The organism is Neisseria sp. P0022.S010, from assembly GCF_051956635.1.
In genome coordinates, this window is record NZ_JBQCXF010000011.1 from 21,852 (window position 1) to 41,724 (window position 19,873).

Below are 19,873 nucleotides of genomic sequence, written 5' to 3' on the forward strand. Positions count from 1 at the left end.
TACCGATAGGGCGCATATTAATATAAATAAAAATATAAATCTAATTAAAACTCATTATCAAATGTAAAGTGCGGATTGCATTTGTTAATATTTTATTTTTAATATCATTGCATTATCATCTAAGAAATACAAAAATTATAGTAACGGTAACAGGTTGTAGCCGACGGGCAGATTCCTGCCCGTCGGCTACATAGGATACAGTCAAGCCTTAAAACCTACCCTTGATGCCGAAGGTAACTGTCCTGCCCGGGCCGGGGACAGGAGTGCTGGACATGGGGTCTAAGTAGTAGCGGTTGGCGAGGTTTGTTACTCCGAAGTTCAAGTCTATATGTTTCCCTATGCGGTAGCGGGCATAGGCATCAAGCAGGGTGGCGGCGTGCCAGCCGTAGGGTTTGCCGTTGCGCTCATACACCTGCCCTGCGCCGTCGGCAATCAGCTTGTCGTAGTTTTTCCGTTCCGCCTTGCTGTGATGGATGGCGCGCATGCCCAATTCCAGTCTTTCGTTGAAGAAGCGCGTGCCGACATCGAGGGTAAGCGAATATTTCGGCTGCAAGGACTGGAAGAAGCGGCTGAGGCCGAAGCCGCCTTCAAGGCATTCGGGTACGCGTTGCAGGTAATAGTCGAATTTGAAGGCGATGCCCTTGTCGCACACCATATGTTTCAAGCGGTAAGTGCCGCCGAAGGAGGCAAAGAAGCGGCCGCTGTCGAGGCGGCTTTGCAGTTCTAGCCCCTTGCTGATTGCCTTGTCGTATTGGATCATGCCGCCGTCCATATTCGAGGTGTCGATTTGGTTTTTGATTTTGTTGCTGTAGTAGGTGAGGCGGATATCGCCTTGGCGCAGCTTGGCGAAATGCGGGGCGAAATTGAAGTTGTAGCCGACTTCCCAGTTGGTGCTTTTTTCCGGCTTCAGGCTGTATTCGGCCACGGTCTCGCTGCCGTACAGACCGCCGCTGCCGGTGGCGGCGGTCAGTTCGTAAAGGCTGGGGAAGCGGCTCATGCGGGCATAGCGGGCGAAGAGGCGGTGGTTGTCGGCAAGATCGTAGCTGACCGACAGCATGGGCGCCCAGGAATGCGCGCGCTGTTCCTGCGGCATGCGCCAGCGGTCGGCTTCGCCGAATTGATGCCGGATCCAAGCGGTACGATTGTAATCGCTGCCATATTTCAGTACCTGATTATTGTCTTCTTTTGACGGAATTTGGTTTTCATTGGCCATACGTTCCATTTCTTCGCGTACCGGGTCGGTCATGTAAATATGCGATCCTGGGATATAGCGACGGTAGCTGCCGCTTTTTCCCTGCGGATTGTTTACCCTTTCGCGGTACATTTCCGGCGTAATCTGCACTTTGCCGTGATCAAATTTGCCCGCGACCATTGGGATAATTTGCTTGCGGCGCAGGACGTAGAGTACACCGTTGTTTTTATCCGCTTGGTAACTTTGAAACAGGCTGCCGTCGGCTTTGCTGTAAAGCCGTGTTCCCGAGACGAATGTATCGCCCGGACGGTAGTCATAGCCGTTTTTTTCCTTAAAGCGGCGGTTGAGCCTTTGATATTCTTCAACCTGTCCCCCGATTCTATCAGGGTCATAAAGCTGCTCCATCCGCCGCTGGCTGGCAATATCTTCTTCATCCGCCAATTCGTAATAAGGCATCATCAGGCCGGTAACATAGCTGTCCGAACCCAGGCCGTACTGATACCAAGGGTTGCGTGCGGCACGCTGCCGCGCCAGTTCGATATTGCGTCCTTTAAAGTTCTGATAGCGCACGCCCGCCTGTATGTTCAGGCGGGAAGTCGGTTTCCAGTCGAAGACCAGGTTCGCGCCCCATTCGCGCTTTTTCGCCGACTGCGGGCCGCCCAAGGCTGCCATGCGGGTCAGTACGCCGAACGTGTTCATCAGGTCGGCGCTGTTAGCGATGTCGGTGCGTTCTTCCAGTGTTTCGCGCTGGTAGTCGGCGGCAAGGGTGAGGCTGAGTTTGTCGGAAAGGCGGAAGCGGTTGCTGAGGTTGAAGCCGTTGCGGACGACGTCGGTACGCTGCCGCGCGCCGGGAATGATGATGCGGTCGGGATGTTCGATGTAGTAGCGTTCCTGATTCAGCTTTTGCTTCAGTTCGGCCAGGTTCATCAGCCTGCCCAGATGGTTGGTCTGGTCGGTCATCACATTTTTATCGGCGGGCGTAATGGCGTAGTAGCCGCCCGTATGCCCCATCCAGCGGTCGGTAATCGCACGGTTGTTTTCATCGTACTGGGCCAGCCTGCGGGCGATTTTGTCGGGCGTGTCTTCTATCATGCGCAGCACTTCTTCATGGGTTCGTGCCGAACCGTAGGCGTTCCACGTCATCGCGTCTTCGCAACTTTCCGTTCTAAGACCGGGAGACTGCCGTTTGCGTATGTTGCACCAGTACCAGATGTCGTAGTCCATGTCGGGCGTGGTTACGCCGACGACGGGGCCGCCGCTCTGATGGCGGTTGCTGTCGGTCTTCACCCGCCACATATCGGCCTGAAAATCTATCCACTTGTTGTCCTGCGGCTTCCATTCGTAGCCGATTTTGTAGGTTTTACTGTCGATTTTCGTCCCTATCCCTGGTGCCTGCTGCGCGGGGTCATTTAGGGATTGTTCGCTGAAACCGAGTATCCATGCCGTTATCAGGGGGTTGATTTCACCGAAGCCGATTTTGTTGTCCATATATTGCAGGCTGATTTTCTGATTGCCCGGCAAATACCAGTTATTTTTCAGCAGCAGGGTTTTGGTGTCGGTGTGGCTGTTCATGATTTCTTCGCCCGGCCTGAACAGGATGGCCATATTCGGCACCAGGCTGGCGGAAGATTTGCAGAGTATGTCTTTTTCCCGTTGCGATTTATCGGGATACTGGTCGTAACAGGCATCCGCACCGTAAATGGGGTTGTTGAGGTAGCTTTGATAGCCACGTTTGCCCGCGTAGTAGTTGCCCTTTTGACGGTGGCTGTATGCGGCAAGGCCGTCTGTAATGTCGGTTTTAAAGGCGGCGGACAGCATCAGCTGCCTGTCGTCTTTGAAGTTGGTGTGGCTTTTGCCGCCCGAGAATTTCGTGTCGGCTATGCCTTCGTCCAACAACAGGGCGGTGGGGGAGGGTTTGCCGGTATAGCCGGTCAGCACGTCCGCCATACCCGGTGTACCGTCCGCCGTCGCGCCTATGGGCGAGAGGGTGCGGTAGTCGCGGCCTAAGAATTGGCGCAAGTCGTTTTTCTGCGCCACGGTGTTGCCGGAAAATTCGGTTTTGACTTCGATTCCCCAGTTTCTTCCTTCGGGGATGATGTCGGAAGGTTCGATGGTGCGGATGGACATCGCGCCGCCGACGCCCGATTTCACGCCGCGCGTGAGGGCGGGGCTTTTTTCCACCGCGATGCTGCGGAACAGGGCGGGGTCGAGGTAGTTGCGGTCGCCCACGCCGTAGTTGTTGAGCCAGACATCGACCGTTTGCTCCGTGCCGTCCAGCGTTACGGGAATACGGCCTTTGCCGGTGATTCCGCGTATATTAGGCGTAATCGCGCCGCCAGCGGTGCGGGTGTTCATGTTGTACACGCCGTTTAAGCCTTTGAGTACGTCGCCGGCGGATTGGACGCGGTAGCGTTCGAGGTATTCTTTGCCGACGTAGGCGTTGGAAACGTTTTTGTAATACACATCGTCCGCGCCTTTTTGGTCGTTGGTACGTTTGCCACTGACAACAACGGTATCCAATTCTTGGTATTGTTCGGGTTGAGCTGAGGTTTCGATGACATTAGCAACGGTTAATGTACTGAATGCGCTGGCAAGGCTGAGAATGATTATTTTGGGTTTGGGAGTAAAAGCAGACATAGTTTCTCTTTGTTAAGAACTTAATATAAGAGGTTAAAATACTCTTTTATATGAAAAATATAAAATTTTTAAATATTATTAATATTTATCTAATAATTGATTATTCTTATTATTATTGAAATAATCTAATAAATAGTCTTTTTTATTGTGATTTTATTTGGATCATATTCAGATAAATAGAGATATGAAAAGGCCGTCTGAAACCTTTCAGACGGCCTTTTGTTTCATTTGTTTTGAGCATCAATCAAGCAAGATTATTTTTCAGCTTCTTCAAAGCCGACGACTTCGAGGCCGAAGCCGGTGAGGCCGGTGAAGGATGACGGTTGGCCGAGGACGCGCAGTTTTTTGACGTTGAGGCCGGCGAGGATTTGTGCGCCTATGCCGTAGCTTTTGCTATCCCATTTGTAGGCTTGGTTGGCGCCTTTGGGCAGGGTGCGGTCGAGCAGGGTGGCGCCGTCTTCGGTGCGGTGCAGGAGGATGACGACGCCGCTTTCGGCTTGTTGGATGCGCTCAAGGGCTTTGGGCAGCGACCATGAGTGGCGCGGGTTGGTTTGGATGAAGTCCATGACGCTGAAGGGCTCGTGGACGCGGACGAGGGTTTCTTCTTCGGCGGAAGGTGTGCCTTTGACAAGGGCAAGGTGGGTTTCACCGGAGAGTTTGTCAACGTAAACGTGTTGTTGGAACTCGCCCCACGGGGTTTGTACGGGCGCGTTGCCCATGTCTTCAAGCAGGCTTTCGGTACGGCTGCGGTATTCGATGAGGTCGGCAATGGTGCCAATTTTGAGGTTGTGTTCTTCGGCGAATTTCATCAGCTCGGGCATACGCGCCATGGTGCCGTCGTCGTTGATGATTTCGCAGATGACGGCGGCGGGAATCAGGCCGTTCATTTGTGCCAGATCGACGCCGGCTTCTGTGTGTCCGGCGCGGACGAGTACGCCGCCTTTTTGGGCGCGCAGTGGGAAGATGTGGCCGGGTTGGACGATGTCTTCGGGTTTGGCGGATGGGGAAACAGCGGTTTGAATGGTCAGGGCGCGGTCGGCGGCGGAAATGCCGGTGGTGATGCCGTGGGCGGCTTCGATGGAGACAGTAAAGTTGGTGCCGTATTGTGCGCCGTTTTTCTGGGTCATCATGGGCAGGCCGAGTTTTTCTACCATTTCGCCGTCCATCGGCAGGCAGACCAGGCCGCGTGCGTTTTTGATCATGAAGTTGATGGCTTCGGGGGTAACGAATTGGGCGGCCATCAGCAAGTCGCCTTCGTTTTCGCGGTCTTCGGCATCGGTGATGATGACCATTTTGCCGGCTTTGATGTCTGCTAGGATTTCGGGGATGGTGGAGATGTGGGACATGGTATTTCTTTCTTGGCTGATGGTGGGGGCGTGGCGGTCTTGATGGTCTTGATCCAGCCACATGTCGGGCATATTGGCTGCCTGCTCGATTTTTCGGGCTTTTTTCTCGCCGAAAGATTTGTTTTTCAGCAGGGCGGACAGCTCGCCTTGGTTGATGGCGATGGCTTGGGCAAACTTGGTTTGCTGGCCGTTGTGGTGTTGTGTTATCCATTGCCGCAGGTTGAGGCGGCGCAGGTCGGTGGTATTCATGATGGGATGAAGTTGAATTGTGTGTAATGGATTGTAGTCTTGTCTTTACCAAAAGGCAAACTTTGTTTGCGGGGATTTTTTTATTACTTTTTGGTAATGAAATTTATTGTTTCAGACGGCCTGAATATGGCTTGAAATTGATGGTTTTGGGAGAATATGGGGAATGTTTTGATGATTATTTTAACGGGGGATGTTTGAAATGAAAATGTTTGGGCGCGGATTGGCCGTGCTGGTGTTGTGTGCGCTGACTGCTGCGGGCGGCTGGTTTTATGCTCTGCATGGTCAGAACGAAGAACATCAGGTTTTGTCCCGCGAAGGGGTTTTGATGCAGATTAAGCAGATGAACCGCTTGGAAAGTACGGCATTTTATATCGATACGATTATCCGTACGGAGAAAAAAGGGGATTGGCGCAGGCTGTGGCAGGATTCGCAAAGCGGTATTTTTATTGTGCGCGGTAAGGTGTTGGCCGGTTTGGACTTGGACAAATTAGGCGCGGACAATGTCAATATTGTGGACGACAAGGTCTTAATCAGCCTGCCGGCGGTGGAAATTTTGAGCGTGGATTTGGAAAATATCGAAGTGTACGATATTCAGACCGGCTCGTTTAATTTGCTGCCTATGGATAAGTCGGTATTTAAGACGGTGCAGGAAGAGGCAAGACGGCAGGTGTTGCAAAGCGCGTGTAAGGCTGAGATTTTGGAACATGCCAACCGTCAGGCGCAAATGCAGTTGGAAAACTTGTTTGCATTGACGCAGACGAAGGTATCCGTCTATCCGGCTGCGGTAGGGAAGTGCGGTTAAATAGATTGCTTGCAAAGATAAGGCCGTCTGAAAATTTTTCAGACGGCCTTTGTTTCATCAAGCCATTATCCGCGGCGTAAAACGGCGGTATTGATGTATTTTTGAATGCCTGTTGCAATGGCTTGGGCACATTGTTGGCGGAATGATTCACTGCCGAGCAGCCGCTCTTCGGTAGGGTTGGAGAGGAAGGCGGTTTCCACCAAAATGGACGGAACATCCGGCGCGCGGAGGACGGCAAAGTTGGCTTCGTCAACGCGGCCTTTGTGCAGTTGGTTGAGCTTACCCAATTCGGTCAGCACCAAATGTCCGAGTTTGCGGCTGTCGCGCAGGGTTGCGGTTTGGGTCATGTCTAAAATCGTGTTGTCGACGTTGTGGTTGCCACTGGTCTGAATACCGCCGATGGCGTCGGCGTTGTTTTGGGTTTGGGCCAGGAATTTTGCCGCCGAGCTGGTCGCGCCTTTGGTATTGAGCATGTACACGCCGGTACCGCGTGCGGACGGGCTGGTAAAGGCATCGGCGTGAATGGAAACAAATACGTCGGCATTGCGCGCGCGGCCTTTGGCGACGCGGATGCCCAAGGGAATGAAGATGTCTTCGTTGCGCGTCATGAATACGTTGTAACCCAAGGCTTCGAGGCGTTTTTTGGTTTCGCGTGCGATGGAGAGTACGACGTTTTTCTCTTTGAGGCCGCTCGGTCCGATGGCACCGGGGTCTTCGCCGCCGTGGCCGGGATCGATCATAATCACGGGACGGCGGTTGCCGCCGCTGCCGCGGTTGCTTTTAGGGGCGGGGGTGTCGTATGCGGTGTTGGTATTGGGACGTTGTTTGGGGACGCTGCCGTTGAGCAAGGCCATCATCGGGTCGTTGGCATCTGCGCCGTGCGGATAGAGGTCGATAACCAAGCGGTTTCTGAAGTTGCCGACAGGGGTGAGCGCAAAGACTTGCGGATGGGTGCTTTGTTTGAGGTCGATGACGATACGCACGGTATTGGGCGTATTTTGACCGGCGCGGATGCTGCGGATGAAAGGGTCGTCAGACAGCACTTTGCTGGAAATGCCTTGTAGGACGCTGTTGATTTCCGCACCTTGGATATCCACGACCAACCGGCTGGGGTTGTCCAACATAAAATGTTGGTATTTCATCGGGTGGTTGCTCTCAAGGGTAACGCGTGTGTAGGCGTGCGCCGGCCAAATGCGGACGGCAAGGAATTGCGCAGGAGAGGCCGGTTTGGCCAATGCGGCCCCCACGGGCGTGAGGGTGAGAAATAGTCCTGTGCCTTGACGGAGAATGTGTCTTCTAGTTAATTTGACCATGATTCTAAACTTTTTCGGCCTTGGTTTGTATGGGCGGAAAAGGTGCAGGTTCTGCCCTTATCGGTGTACGTCAATGTAATGGTAATGTCTGCCGGAGGTGTGAATTCCCCGCCTTGCTGCGGCCATTCGATGAGGCAGATGCTGTCGGGCGCAAACAATTCGTCCAAACCGGCATCTTCCCATTCCTCGGGCATGGTAAAGCGGTAGAGGTCGAAATGGTGGAGGGTGAATGTATCCAGCGGATAAGATTCGACAATGGTGTAAGTCGGGCTTTTGACTGCGCCCGTATGCCCCAGTCCGCGCAAAATCCCGCGTGTCAGCGTGGTTTTGCCTGCACCCAGCCCGCCTTCAAGATAGATGGTCAGCGGAGCGGAAAGCTGCTTGCTCCATTCTTCACCCAGTTTCAGGGTTGCTTCTTCATCGGGTAGAAAACGGGTGTACAGTCCGTTTGAGTGCATGGAATAGGCCTTGTCGTTCAAAAGGCTTAATTATGATGGAATTGGCGGCGTTTGCAAACCTGATAGACGATAAAGTTAGATAAAGATAGTGTTGAGGTCGTCTGAAAACGGAATTCAGACGGCCTTTAATGTTAAAATCAAAATATCCCCCACAAAATTGCGAGACAGCTTATGCCTTTATCCATAGACGAACAATTATTGCCGCACCGCAATGCCATCGACAGCATCGATGCGGAAATCCTCCGTTTGCTCAACGAGCGCGCCGGTCATGCGCATGCTATCGGCGAATTGAAAGGGACAGGCGCGGTGTACCGTCCTGAACGGGAAGTGGCCGTTTTGCGCCGGATTCAGGATTTGAACCGCGGCCCTTTACCGGACGAATCGGTTACCCGGCTGTTTCGTGAGATCATGAGCGAATGTTTGGCAGTGGAGCGTCCGCTGACGATTGCCTATTTGGGCCCGAAGGGGACATTTACCCAGCAAGCCGCCATCAAACATTTCGGCCACGCCGCACACACCATGGCGTGTACCACCATCGACAACTGCTTCAAACAAGTTGAAACGCGCCAAGCCGATTATTTGGTGGCACCGGTCGAAAATTCGACTGAAGGCTCGGTGGGCCGTACTTTGGACTTGCTGGCCGTAACCGCGTTGAAAGCCTGCGGCGAAGTGGTTGTCCGCATCCATCACAACCTGCTGCGTAAAGACAGCCACGAAAGCGGCGGCATTACCAAAGTTTTCGCCCATGCCCAAGCCTTGGCGCAATGCAACGACTGGCTCGGCCGCAACCTGCCTAATGCCGAGCGTATCGCCGTAGCCAGCAATGCCGAAGCGGCGCGTTTGGTTGCCGAGTCTGACAGCCCGAATGTGGCCGCCATTGCTGGACGTATCGCCGCGGAAATTTATCAGTTGAGTTTTGCCGCCGAGTGTATCGAAGATGAGCCGAACAACACCACGCGCTTCTTGGTGATGGGCCATCAAGAAACCGGCCGCAGCGGCAACGATAAAACCTCTTTGGTCGTCTCCGCACCCAACCGTGCCGGTGCCGTTACTTCTTTGTTGCAACCTTTCACCGAGTTGGGCATTTCCATGACCAAATTTGAAAGCCGCCCAAGCAAATCGGTTTTGTGGGAATACCTGTTCTTCATCGATATTGAAGGCCATCAAAGCGATGAAAATGTCCAAAAAGCCTTGCAGCTTTTGGGCGAACGCGCTTCCTTCGTGAAAGTTGTCGGCTCTTATCCGACCGTTGTTTTGTAAGAATTATTGGGTATCAAAGGCCGTCTGAAAAGTTTTCAGACGGCCTAAATCATGTTCTTAATAGTTGCCATTTATGCAACATTATTGGCAGATTGATGTCAGTAAGTTTGCATGATTGGAAATGAACCCTCTATAATCCGAACGTTTTTAATATTTTCATGCAAAGAAAGGAGCAAGCCATGACACGCAATACTTCAATCCGCTCAATCACATTCTTTGCAGCCCAAGCGTCGGTCTGATTTTCGGATAACGCTTTTCGCATTCCATGTCGCCCGCTTCGGGCTGCTTTCCCTACGATTATCGGCTAGAAACCAGGCCGTCTGAACATTTCTCAGACGGTGGCTATTTATTGTCATCTGCTGACGGTTTCTATCCGTTTTAAAGAAAGCATAAACACATGGGCAATTATCCCCATCATATTCAAATTATTGCCGATTCAAATACATGGATTGAAGGCAATGCTGTCGCACAGCTTGAAACCACCGCCCGATTACCGCATATGTTGCGCGTTGCCGGAATGCCGGATTTACACGCAGGGCGCGGTTATCCGGTTGGTGCGGCATTTTTCAGCGACCGTCATTTTTATCCTGCCCTGATTGGGAACGACATCGGTTGCGGCATGGCGTTTTGGCAGACCAATTTACGCGCAGCCAAACTCAAACCGGCCAAACTCGCCAAACAGCTCGGTAACATCGATACGCCGCTAGACAAAGACGAACAGGTCGATTTATTAGGCTACGCTGTCGATATGCGCCAATTTTCAGACGGCCTTGCTGTAGGTACGATTGGCGGCGGCAACCATTTTGCCGAGTTGCAAACCGTTGACACCGTTTATCGCGCCGATCTGCTCCCGATAGATTTTGATGAAAACCATCTGCAACTGTTGGTGCATAGCGGTTCGCGCGGATTGGGCCAGCAGATTTTGCAACGCCATATTGCCGCCTTCGGGCATCAAGGTTTGGCGGAAGAGGGCGAAGCGGCGGCGGCCTATCTTGCCGAACACCAAACAGCCCTTGAATTTGCCAGCCTTAACCGCCGTTTGATTGCGGCCAGAATGCTCGACCGGTGGCGCGCAGAAGGAACATGCCTGCTCGATGTCCACCATAATTTTTTGGAGCAAACCGAGATTGACGGCATAACCGGTTGGCTGCACCGAAAAGGCGCAACGCCCACCGATAAAGGCTTGGTCATGATACCCGGCTCGCGTGGCGATTACAGCTATCTGGTCCGACCTGCCGAAGATTGCCAAATTTCGTTGAATACCTTGGCTCACGGCGCAGGTCGGAAATGGCAGCGCGGCGAATGCAAAGGCAGGCTGTCGCACAAATATACTGCCGACAGCCTGCGCCAGACCGAGTTTGGCAGCGTAGTCGTTTGTCAGGATAAGGCCCTGATTTTTGAAGAAGCACCGCAGGCTTATAAAAGCATCGACAGCGTTATTGCCGCCATGAAAAATGCAGGTTTGATTGAATTGGTTGCGCGGTTTAAACCTGTTTTGACCTATAAAACCGGCGGTGAGTGTGGAGCGTAAAGATGAAACAGAATACACCAGCGGTTTATCTGCAAATTTCCACCGCGCAAGGGCCGGCAGAGTGCCGTATATTTGCCCGTTTCGTCTTGGGCAAGCTGCTTGCCGAAGCCCAAGCCAAAGGCATTGATGCCGAACTTGTTAACGAAACCGCCGATAAGCACGGCATTTTGTCGGCGACGCTCAAGTTGGCAGGGCAAAAAGCCGAAAGCCTAGCGCAAACTTGGCAGGGGACGCTCCAATGGATATGCCCCAGCCCCGTCCGCCCGAAACATCCGCGCAAAAATTGGTATATAGGCGTTTTCCGTTTGCCCGATATGCCACAGACGTATGAAATGCCGTCTGAAAACGGAATCGAGTTTCAAACCTGCCGTTCGGGCGGTAAAGGCGGGCAACACGTCAATAAAACCGAGAGTGCCGTCCGCGCTACCCATAAAGAAAGCGGCATTTCCGTGCGGGTCGAGAGCGAACGCAGCCAGCATGCCAATAAAAAATTGGCGGTAATGTTATTGGCGCAAAAGCTGGCGGAGCATCATGCCGGACAGGCTGGAAGTTTTGTGCAGGAGCAACACGCGCAACTCTATCAAGTTGAGCGCGGCAATCCGAAAAGAACGTTTGTCGGTACTGCTTTTAAGGAAAAGTAATTTGCCTGCCGGATAAGGAGGTATTTAAAACATAAATCAAAGGCCGTCTGAAAATTTTCAGACGGCCTTTTATTGGTTTATCGATTAGCGTTCGCTTAACGCTTGTTTCATGCGCGTAATCGGTTTGATCAGGTATTGGAAGATGGTTTTTTCACCAGTTTTGATGTCCACCGTTGCCACCATGCCCGGAATAATCGGCATAGGTTTGCCGTTTTTGTCTTTCAGGGAATTGTTTTCGGTTTGGACGAGAACGCGGTAATAGACTTGGTTCGGGTCAAGTTTCAAGTCGTTGGCACGGTTTTGCATGGAATTGCTGACGGTATCGGCACCGACGAGGGTAACTTTGCCTTCCAAACCGCCGTAGATGGAGTAGTCGTATGCGCTGACTTTAACCAATGCAGGTTGGCCTGCGCGGATAAAGGCAATGTCTTGCGGACGGATATAGGCTTCGACCAGCAGTTTGTCGTCAACCGGGACGATTTGCATAATGTCTTCGCCTGCGTTCACAACGCCGCCGATGGTGGTGACTTTTATGCCTTTGACGATGCCGCGCATAGGGGCGCGGATTTGCGAGCGTTCAACCGGGTCTGCGCGCATGGCAACGTTTTCTTTGGATTGCGCCAGCTCGGATTCGGCTTGCAAAAGTTCGTTGTTGGCATCAGCTTTGTAGCGGTTGCGGCGCTCGGAAATTTGGGTGGCCAAGTCGGCAGACTCACGGCGCATTCTTAAGAGTTCGACTTCGGAAACCACGCCTTCAGCAACCATGGGGGCGGTAATGGCGATTTCGCGGTCAAGCGCAGCCTTGCTTTGGGAAAGGCCGCTGACGGCGTCGGTCATGGCTTGACGGCGTGCTTTGTAGGCGGCGATTTCGCGACGGCGAAGCTCGGGACCCACGCTGTCAGGGAAGGAGAGCTTGGTGCCGTAGGCTTCGGCTTTCAAGCGGGCAACAGTGGCTTCGAGGTTTTCGACTTTGGCTTCGCTTTCACGCAAAACAGCAGAGCTGCGCGTGTCGTCGAGTTTCATCAGAATCTGATCTTTCTCGACCATATCGCCTTCTTTAACCATGATTTCGGTTACGATGCCGGGGTCGAGGCTTTGGATTACTTGCTCACGGCTGCTGGGAATGATATTGCCGTTGCCGCGGGTCACTTCTTCGACAGGACTGTTGTATGCCCAGACGACGAAGACAACCAGGAAAAGGAAGAATAGGATAATGACCCAAAATTGACCGCTGTGCTTTTCTTTTTGAAGGGCGGCGTTGAGGTCGTTGATGAGGTGTAGGTCTTTGGATTTGACGTTGTTTTCGCGGCTCATAATCGTGTGTCTTTATTGTGTTTGGTGGATTTTAACCATTAGGGCAGGCCGTCTGAAAGGGTAAGCAGGTTTCAGACGGCCTTTTGCTTTATTGTGCTGCCGATTGAGGGGCGGCGGCTTGTTGTTGCTGTTTGGCGTTGACAGCTTGTTGCTGTTGTTTGACGTTGGCTGCTTTGGCCTGTTCGTTTTGCATGAGTTTTTGCAATACCAGGTCGCGCGGGCCGTCCATCACGACTTTACCATTGTCCATGACAATGATGCGGTTGACGATTTGCAGCACTTGCGGACGGTGGGTTACCAAAAGCATGGTGCGGTTGCGACCCCATTGGGCGATGGCATTGAGCGCCATGCGTTCGGTAGCCTGGTCCAGGCTGGTGGTCGGCTCGTCCAGCAGGACGACTTTCGGATTGCGCAAGGTCATGCGTGCCAGGGCGATGATTTGTTTTTGACCGCCGGACAAGCCCAAACCGTCTTCACCTAAAGGCATATCCAAACCGCGCGGATGGTTGCGGATGATTTTGTCGAGGCCGAAGCGGTTGAGCGCAATCAGCAGGTCTTGGTCGGTAGAGTAGCTGCCGGTACGCGCCAAGTCCATGTTTTCGCGCAATGTACCGAGGAACAGGCGTGGCGATTGGCTCAGCAGTAGGACTTGGTCGCGCAGGAAGTTGGGGTCAAGCTGGCGCATATCGACGCCGTCAAGGGTAACGTTGCCTTTTTCGGTATCGTACAGGCCGCTGGCCAGTTTGAGCATGGTGCTTTTACCGCTGCCGATACGGCCCAAAATACCGACTTTTTCACCCGGTTTGATGGTCAGGCGCAAATCTTCGACGGCGCTGTTGTTGTCGGCTTGATATTTGAACGATACGTTTTCAAAGGTAATATTGCCTTGAACGTTGTCCAAAGTAATGTATTTGCGTTCCGGATTGCGCTCGATAGGGCGGGTAACGATATCGTTTACGCCTTTGAGGGCAAGTTTGGCCTGTTGGAAGCGGGTCGCCAAACCGGCGATTTGTGCCAACGGCGCCAAAGCGCGGCCGGACAGAATCACGGAGGCAATCAATGCACCCATGGTAATGCGTTCCGCATGGTTTTCGGCATGAATCAGATAGGTACCGACTACGACCAAGAAGACGGTATTGAGCTGCTGCATGGCAACGGCAAAGTTGACCATGAAGTTGCTGGTGTCTTTGACTTTGATGGAGGAAGCGGAAGTTTTGGCGGTGTATTCGTCCCAGCGTTGTTGCGCCCAAGATGTGGCGTTGTTGGTTTTCAGGGTTTCGATGCCTTCGATGGCTTCAACGGCAAGGCCGGAGCGTTGCGAACCTTCTTTCATCGATTCGTTGATGTGGCGAGAGAGCGGGCGTTGTACGACAAAACCGACAATCACGACAATCGGAATGATGGTTAGGGGAACGAGTGCCAGTTTGCCGCCGACCATGGAAATTACGAAGATAAACAGCAACAGGAAAGGCAAGTCGACAATGGTCAACAAGCTGGCACTGGTCATGAACTCGCGCACGGCTTCAAATTCGCGCAGGTTGCTGGCGTATGAACCGGAGGAAGCGGGACGGTCTGCCAGGCGCAATGCCATCACGCGGCGGAATAAAGCGGAGCTGATGATCAGGTCGGCTTTTTTACCGGCAATATCGGTCAAGTGGCCGCGAATCATCTTGGCGGCAAACTCAAACAAAATCGCCAAGACCACGCCGATACTCAATACCCACAAGGTTTCATAGGCTTGGTTGGGAATCACGCGGTCGTACACGTTCATCACATACAGGGAGCTGACGAGCGCAAGGAAGTTAATGATGATGGTGGCCAAGATGACTTGGTAGTAGTAGCTGCGGAATCGCCAAATGACTTTCCAAAACCATGCTTTGGGCAAATGGTATTCAGGCAGCTCCGAGCGCATATCGGTAGCCATTTTGGGTTTGATAAACCAGCAGTAGCCTAAATACAGGCCGGAGAGCTGCTCGTGGCTGAGTTCCTGTTCCAAACCGTCAACCTGGCGGATATGGTATTTGCGCTCTTGGCCGGAGCCTTCGATTTTGGTGACGACCGCGGCCTCTTCGTTGTGCAGGATAATCATGACCGGCACGGCGAGCGAGGGGATGTCTTCTAAATTGCGTTTGGACAAGGTGTTTTCAAAGCCGTGGCTGCGCAGGACTTCGACCAGCGAGTGATAGTTGACCTTGAGCTTTTTGTCGCGCACGACTTCGGCGGACAAAGCGGCTTCGGATACGGGCGCACCCAAAAGACGGGTCACTAAAACGATGTGTTCAATGATGGCTTTCATATTTTTTCGCGTAATGTTTTTGGTTTAACCGGCGGATATGGCTTTATTTTTGCGCCAAACCGACCCAAGCGGAGATTTTGGCCTGGGTATTTAAATAGTCGAGCGCCGCATCGCGGAAATCGTTGCGGGCGGCAACGTAATCCTGTTCGATGGAGGATAACTCGCTGTATGCGCTCAAAACGTCGGTCAGCGTGCGTCGGGCGATTTTAAACTGCAATTCGTACACTTTGATGACTTCTTTCTGGGCGGCGATGTGTTGCGCTGTCAGGGCGGCACGCTGTTCGCTTTCCTGCATATCGATGGCCGACGTTTGGACGCGTTCGTTCATGTCGCGCAGGATTTGTTCGGATTTGGCTTCTGCGGCAATCAATGATTTGGCATTGCGCTCTACATTGTGTCGTGCGGCAATATCTAGCACATTCCATGCAACATTTAAATAAAGCTGTTTGGTATTGCGCGTTGCACTGCCTTCCAAATTGAGGGCAGGCAGACGTTCGGCTTTGGAGGCGTCCAAATCGGCACGGACGCTGTCGCGTTCGGCCAATTGTGCCTGATAGGACGGATTATTATTGCGGTTGGGGTTGCTGAAGCGTTCGCTGATGGATTTTGCCGTGTCGTTTTTAAACGGATCTTCCAAATCGTTGGCAGTCAGTTGGCGCGAGGTGTAGCGGGATAGGCGGCTCAGCGCCAAATCCATGGTGCGGCGTTGTTGGGCAATGATGTTGGCCACTTGTAATTGGCGCGCGCGTGCTTCAATCAACTCGGAACGGCGGCCGGCATCATATTTGACGATGGTATTTAAGTCTTTTAAGAGGTTGTTGTGGCGCGCCAAAGTCTGCTCGTTGAGAATCAGGGTTTCTTTTGCACGCAATGCGCTCAGATAGAGGCGGCCGATATCGCTTCCCAGCTGCTCTTGGCTTTCGGTGTATTTGTGTTGATAGTATTCTTCGCGGCTGCGGTCGCGGCGGACGGCGGCTTCAATCGCGCCCCATGAATAGATGTTCAGGCTGCCGCGTACGCCGACGCCGTCTTCCATATCGTTGCTGGTGTATTTATTGTGTTGTGCCAGCACTTTCGTGCCGGTCAGGGTAACAACGGGGTAATGGCGCGCACGCGTGGCTTTGGTCGTGCTTTGCGCCGCTTCTTGGGTAGCCTTGGCTTCACGCACAATCGGGTCGCTGATTAAAGCATCCCTGAGGATGTCTTGCAGGCTGTATGCAGAGGCCGTCTGAAACGGCAGCAGACAGCAGGCGACGGCAACGGCCGATGACAATAAACGGGGCTTTGTGGGGGAAGAATAAATATGCGACATGATTTTTAACCAAATGATTTATATATTATCGTTGTCCGTATCGGGTATCGCTTGAGGCATGGCCGGGCGAATTTTGAACGAGAACACATACATTTACAAAGCATAAAGCATTTTTTCCGGCTTTTCACAATATTCTGATAAAAGGTCGAGATACAGGCCTCAAAGTATATTATTGCAAAGCGCGACTATCGTAATTTATGGTTTTAATGTAAGAAATCTATCGATAAGGCCGTCTGAAAGGAATTCAGACGGCCTTTTTCAACCTTAATCCTTGCGTTGCAATACAGCGGCAAAGAAGCCGTCGGTTTGGTGTTCTCCGGAGTTGAGGCGCAGGTATTTTCCGGTATCCAAATCAACCTTCAGGCTTTGCAGCAGTTCGGCGCAGTTGACGAGTTCAAATTCGGGATGTTCGGACAGGAAACGTTCGACCTGCTGCTCGTTTTCTTCCGGCAATACGCTGCAGGTGGCGTACACCAAGCGGCCTTGCGGTTTTACCAGTTTGGATGCGGCATCGAGGACGCTGTGTTGCTGTTCCAAAAGGTTGGCCACGGTCTCGGCGGATTGGCGGTATTTGAGGTCGGGGTTGCGGCGTAAAGTACCCAAACCGGAGCAGGGTGCGTCCACCAACACGCGGTCTGCTTTACCTGCCAGTCGGGCGATACGGGTATCGTGTTCGCTGCTGATGCGTTCGGGGTGGATATTGGTCAGTCCGGCGCGGGTCATGCGCGGTTTGAGGTTGGCAAGGCGTTTTTCGGCGATGTCGAAGGCGTAGATTCGGCCTTTGTTGGCCATTTGCGCGCCGACAGCCAAGGTTTTGCCGCCGGCGCCGGCACAGAAATCGACAATGATTTCGCCGCGTTTTGCGCCCACCAATAAGGCAAGCAGCTGGCTGCCTTCGTCTTGGACTTCCAGCGTGCCGTCTAAAAACAGATCGTGTTTGTTAAGCGCGATTTTATTTTTCAGGCGGATGCCCCAAGGCGAATAAGGCGTTGCCTCTGCATCGGCACTTTCAGCCTGTAACAATGGCAATACTTTATCTCGTTTGCCTTTCAAAGTATTGACGCGGATGTCGAGCGGGGCAGGTTGGTTGATGCTGCGGCCGAAGGCGAGAATTTCTTCTTCGCTCCAATGCTGTTGCAGTTGTTCCACCAGCCATTGCGGCAATTCTGCGGCGGTATTCAGGCCGTCTGAAAACTCGGTTTTACGGGCTTTCAAATTGCCGAGGAACGCTGTTTCTTCTTCATCAAGCAGGTCTTTGATTTGGCTGATGTTGGTGCTTCTGCCGAGAACCAGCGCGGCAAGAGCGGCTTTGCGCGGCTGAGCGTGCGGACGGCGCAGGGCGGTGCTGATTTTTTGATAGTGGCGCAGCGCGGCAAAGGCAGTTTCGGCGATTTCGTGGCGGTCTTGGCGGCCGAGTTTTTTGTGTTCGCGGAAATAGGCGGAGAGGACGGTGTCGGCAGGCTGTTTGAAAGTCAGCATTTCAGCCAAAACTTTGGTGGTGTGGTCGAGTTGTGCGGCGTTCATGATGTAATGGGTTTCTCTTAAAGTTAGTAAAGGGTTTCAGACGGCCTTCATGATGCGTTCGATTTCGTGCCAAAAGCCGTCCGGCCGTAATTCCAAAACGGCAATCAAGCCTTGGTCGATACGGCGGATTTCGGTTGCGTTCAATGTTTCGGTTTCGGCAACTCGCGCAGGGGCGAGATAGGCCATGCGGTCGAGCAGGTGGTAGCGGGCTTCTTGGCGTTCAAACCCGTATTCCGCCCAATCTTGAATATAGATGCCGCGCCAGCCGTATGGGTTAAGTGGCGGCTCAAAAGCATGGAAACCTTGCGGAAAAAATCCGATACCGCGCACGATGGAAGCAGGGAGCGGATTTTCCGGCAGGCCTTGTGTAGCTAAGGTTGCTTTGCCTTGCGGCGTATGCAGCAGCTGGGATTGCTGCACCAATTTGGCGGCTTTGTCCGTCAGCGTGTCTTTAGGATTGAGGCCGCGCAGGTTTTGCACTTGGTCTCCGCCGTAGTATTTACACGCCAACTCGATATGGTAGGGTTGTTGGTTGAGGGAAACGACAAAATCCGCGGCGCCTAAGGTTTGGCCGTCTGAAAAAACGGGCAGATTGTATGCGTGCAGTTTGGCGTGCGGCGCGTTGGCAAACCAGAAAGCCAGCAGCTCTTCGGCATAAATGCCGAGACGGTGTCCGAATGGGGCGCGTTGGGCAAGGTAATCCGTCAGCGGCGCGGGATCGGCATCCAATGCCAAAAGGTAACGGAAACCGTGTTCCCCCAATAATTCGCGTACGCTCAATTCGCAACCGCTTTGCCACAAAGGCGGCGCAGTCAGCAGCGAGGCGAGGTCACGGACGGGTTGGCTGGTGAGTTTCCACCATAATGCGTCTAGGGCGTAATTCATGCTTATCCGAATATCAGTCATGCCGTCTGAAAAGCTGGAAATGTTTTCAGACGGCCTTAATCAGTCTTTTTTATGGATACGGTGGCTGACGGTATTGAAAAAACCGCGCAGGATATCGATGTCTTCGGTTTGCGTGTTGGCGCGGCCGAACAGGCTTTGCATTCGGCGCATCAGGCGCTCGCCGTTGCGGCGGTTGAAAAAGCCGATGTCGTTCATCACGCTTTCCATGTGGGCGACCATGCCTTTAATTTGCTCGTGGGTCGCGGCGTGGTCTTCCTGTTGAAGGTGGGTCATGGGCGAATCGGTTTGGCTGAAGATTTCGTAGCATACGACCTGCACGGCTTGGGCGAGGTTGAGCGAGAAATAGTCGGGGTTGCCGTTGATGGTCATCAGTCGGTTGCAGGCTTGGACTTCTTCGATGCTCAAACCGAACGTTTCGTTGCCGAAGACCAGCGCCACTTTCTCGCCGCGGTTGGCAGCCTGCAGTAATTCGGGTACTAACTCGCGCGGGGTTTGCAGCGGCGCAGTAATTTCGCGGCGGCGGCTGGTCAGGGCGCAGGCGATGGTGGTGTCGGCAAGGGCTTCGTCCAAAGAAGCGGCAATGGTGGCATTTTCCAAAACGTCTGCCGCGCCGGAAGCGAGGATGAAACTTTCTTCCGGTAATTTAAACGATTGCGGACGCTCCGGGTCGAACACGGGCGGATTTTCCGTCATCGGCGTTGCCATCAGATTTGGGGCGACGATGGTCAGTTTGTGCAGGCCCATCGTTTTCATGGCGCGCGCGGCGGAGCCAATATTGGAAGGATGGCTGGTGCGCGTGAGGATGATGCGGATGTTGTCCAGATAAGCGGGCAGGGCGGGTTTTTCGGAAGTCATGTTTTATTTTCTGTTTGTACGGGAATCAGGTATAATGCGCCATCTTTTTGTTTTCAGACGGCCTTTTTCCATGTCGTCTGAAATGTTCTTTAACAGCATCGGAAACGATTAACAGCCTCTTGTGTGCCTTGTTCGGCGCATTAGGGCGTATTTTACCTGAATTAGGAAGAAAACCATGAATCCGTTTTTAAATACCGCTTTCAAAGCCGCCCGTAAAGCAGGGCAAATGATGATTCG

The 19,873-nt window shown here is 52.9% G+C and carries 14 protein-coding genes; 4 read left to right on the plus strand and 10 right to left on the minus strand.

The window, feature by feature from the left end; translation table 11 throughout:
• Nucleotides 1-208: 208 nt before the first annotated feature.
• Together tdfG and ribBA are read right to left on the minus strand one after the other, a co-directional pair.
• Nucleotides 209-3,829 carry a TonB-dependent receptor TdfG gene (gene tdfG, locus ACTHUT_RS02690; RefSeq protein WP_440385668.1) on the minus strand — a complete coding sequence of 1,207 codons (3,621 nt, stop codon included), beginning with the start codon at nt 3,827-3,829 and terminating at the stop codon, nt 209-211.
• A gap of 254 nt (nt 3,830-4,083) precedes the next feature.
• Nucleotides 4,084-5,424, minus strand: a complete 1,341-nt coding sequence (gene ribBA / locus ACTHUT_RS02695; protein ID WP_440385669.1) for a bifunctional 3,4-dihydroxy-2-butanone-4-phosphate synthase/GTP cyclohydrolase II — start codon at nt 5,422-5,424, stop codon at nt 4,084-4,086.
• Between the two features lie 190 nt (nt 5,425-5,614).
• Here ribBA and ACTHUT_RS02700 point away from each other — a divergent pair, with 190 nt between their 5' ends.
• A complete protein-coding gene (locus ACTHUT_RS02700) occupies nt 5,615-6,226 on the plus strand; it encodes a DUF4230 domain-containing protein (protein ID WP_188213678.1) in 612 nt (203 codons plus the stop codon).
• Nucleotides 6,227-6,291: 65 nt separating this feature from the next.
• Here the strand turns inward: ACTHUT_RS02700 and ACTHUT_RS02705 are convergent, their stop codons facing one another.
• The gene (locus tag ACTHUT_RS02705; protein ID WP_440385670.1) at nt 6,292-7,539 is read right to left on the minus strand and encodes an N-acetylmuramoyl-L-alanine amidase; all 1,248 of its coding nucleotides are present in this window, start codon (nt 7,537-7,539) and stop codon (nt 6,292-6,294) included.
• Nucleotides 7,527-7,997, minus strand: coding sequence for a tRNA (adenosine(37)-N6)-threonylcarbamoyltransferase complex ATPase subunit type 1 TsaE (tsaE, locus tag ACTHUT_RS02710; protein WP_063076419.1), 471 nt, complete (start codon nt 7,995-7,997; stop codon nt 7,527-7,529). Before tsaE ends, ACTHUT_RS02705 begins: the two co-directional genes overlap by 13 nt.
• A gap of 171 nt (nt 7,998-8,168) precedes the next feature.
• On the opposite strand from tsaE, the gene pheA reads away from it, so the two are divergent.
• The 3 genes from pheA to prfH all read left to right on the plus strand — a co-directional run bounded on the left by pheA (nt 8,169) and on the right by prfH (nt 11,429).
• On the plus strand, nt 8,169-9,257 hold the full coding sequence (gene pheA, locus ACTHUT_RS02715; protein WP_440385671.1) for a prephenate dehydratase: 1,089 nt from the start codon (nt 8,169-8,171) through the stop codon (nt 9,255-9,257).
• 397 nt (nt 9,258-9,654) lie between these two features.
• Complete coding sequence (locus ACTHUT_RS02720) at nt 9,655-10,788, plus strand: RNA ligase RtcB family protein (protein ID WP_440385672.1); 1,134 nt, start codon at nt 9,655-9,657, stop codon at nt 10,786-10,788.
• A 2-nt stretch (nt 10,789-10,790) separates the two neighbouring features.
• A complete protein-coding gene (prfH, locus tag ACTHUT_RS02725; RefSeq protein ID WP_440385673.1) occupies nt 10,791-11,429 on the plus strand; it encodes a peptide chain release factor H in 639 nt (212 codons plus the stop codon).
• 84 nt (nt 11,430-11,513) lie between these two features.
• Here the strand turns inward: prfH and ACTHUT_RS02730 are convergent, their stop codons facing one another.
• The 6 genes from ACTHUT_RS02730 to ACTHUT_RS02755 all read right to left on the minus strand — a co-directional run bounded on the left by ACTHUT_RS02730 (nt 11,514) and on the right by ACTHUT_RS02755 (nt 19,636).
• Nucleotides 11,514-12,743 (minus strand): HlyD family type I secretion periplasmic adaptor subunit, encoded by a 1,230-nt coding sequence (locus ACTHUT_RS02730; RefSeq protein WP_049323522.1) that lies wholly within the window; start codon nt 12,741-12,743, stop codon nt 11,514-11,516.
• An 88-nt stretch (nt 12,744-12,831) separates the two neighbouring features.
• The gene (locus ACTHUT_RS02735; protein ID WP_440385674.1) at nt 12,832-15,039 is read right to left on the minus strand and encodes a type I secretion system permease/ATPase; all 2,208 of its coding nucleotides are present in this window, start codon (nt 15,037-15,039) and stop codon (nt 12,832-12,834) included.
• Nucleotides 15,040-15,082: 43 nt separating this feature from the next.
• Nucleotides 15,083-16,351, minus strand: a complete 1,269-nt coding sequence (locus ACTHUT_RS02740) for a TolC family protein (RefSeq protein ID WP_430225210.1) — start codon at nt 16,349-16,351, stop codon at nt 15,083-15,085.
• A 264-nt stretch (nt 16,352-16,615) separates the two neighbouring features.
• The gene (locus ACTHUT_RS02745) at nt 16,616-17,875 is read right to left on the minus strand and encodes an RsmB/NOP family class I SAM-dependent RNA methyltransferase (protein ID WP_440385676.1); all 1,260 of its coding nucleotides are present in this window, start codon (nt 17,873-17,875) and stop codon (nt 16,616-16,618) included.
• Nucleotides 17,876-17,911: 36 nt separating this feature from the next.
• Nucleotides 17,912-18,781 (minus strand): DUF1853 family protein, encoded by an 870-nt coding sequence (locus ACTHUT_RS02750; protein WP_440385677.1) that lies wholly within the window; start codon nt 18,779-18,781, stop codon nt 17,912-17,914.
• A 39-nt stretch (nt 18,782-18,820) separates the two neighbouring features.
• The gene (locus ACTHUT_RS02755) at nt 18,821-19,636 is read right to left on the minus strand and encodes an RNA methyltransferase (protein WP_049329264.1); all 816 of its coding nucleotides are present in this window, start codon (nt 19,634-19,636) and stop codon (nt 18,821-18,823) included.
• Nucleotides 19,637-19,873: the final 237 nt, after the last annotated feature.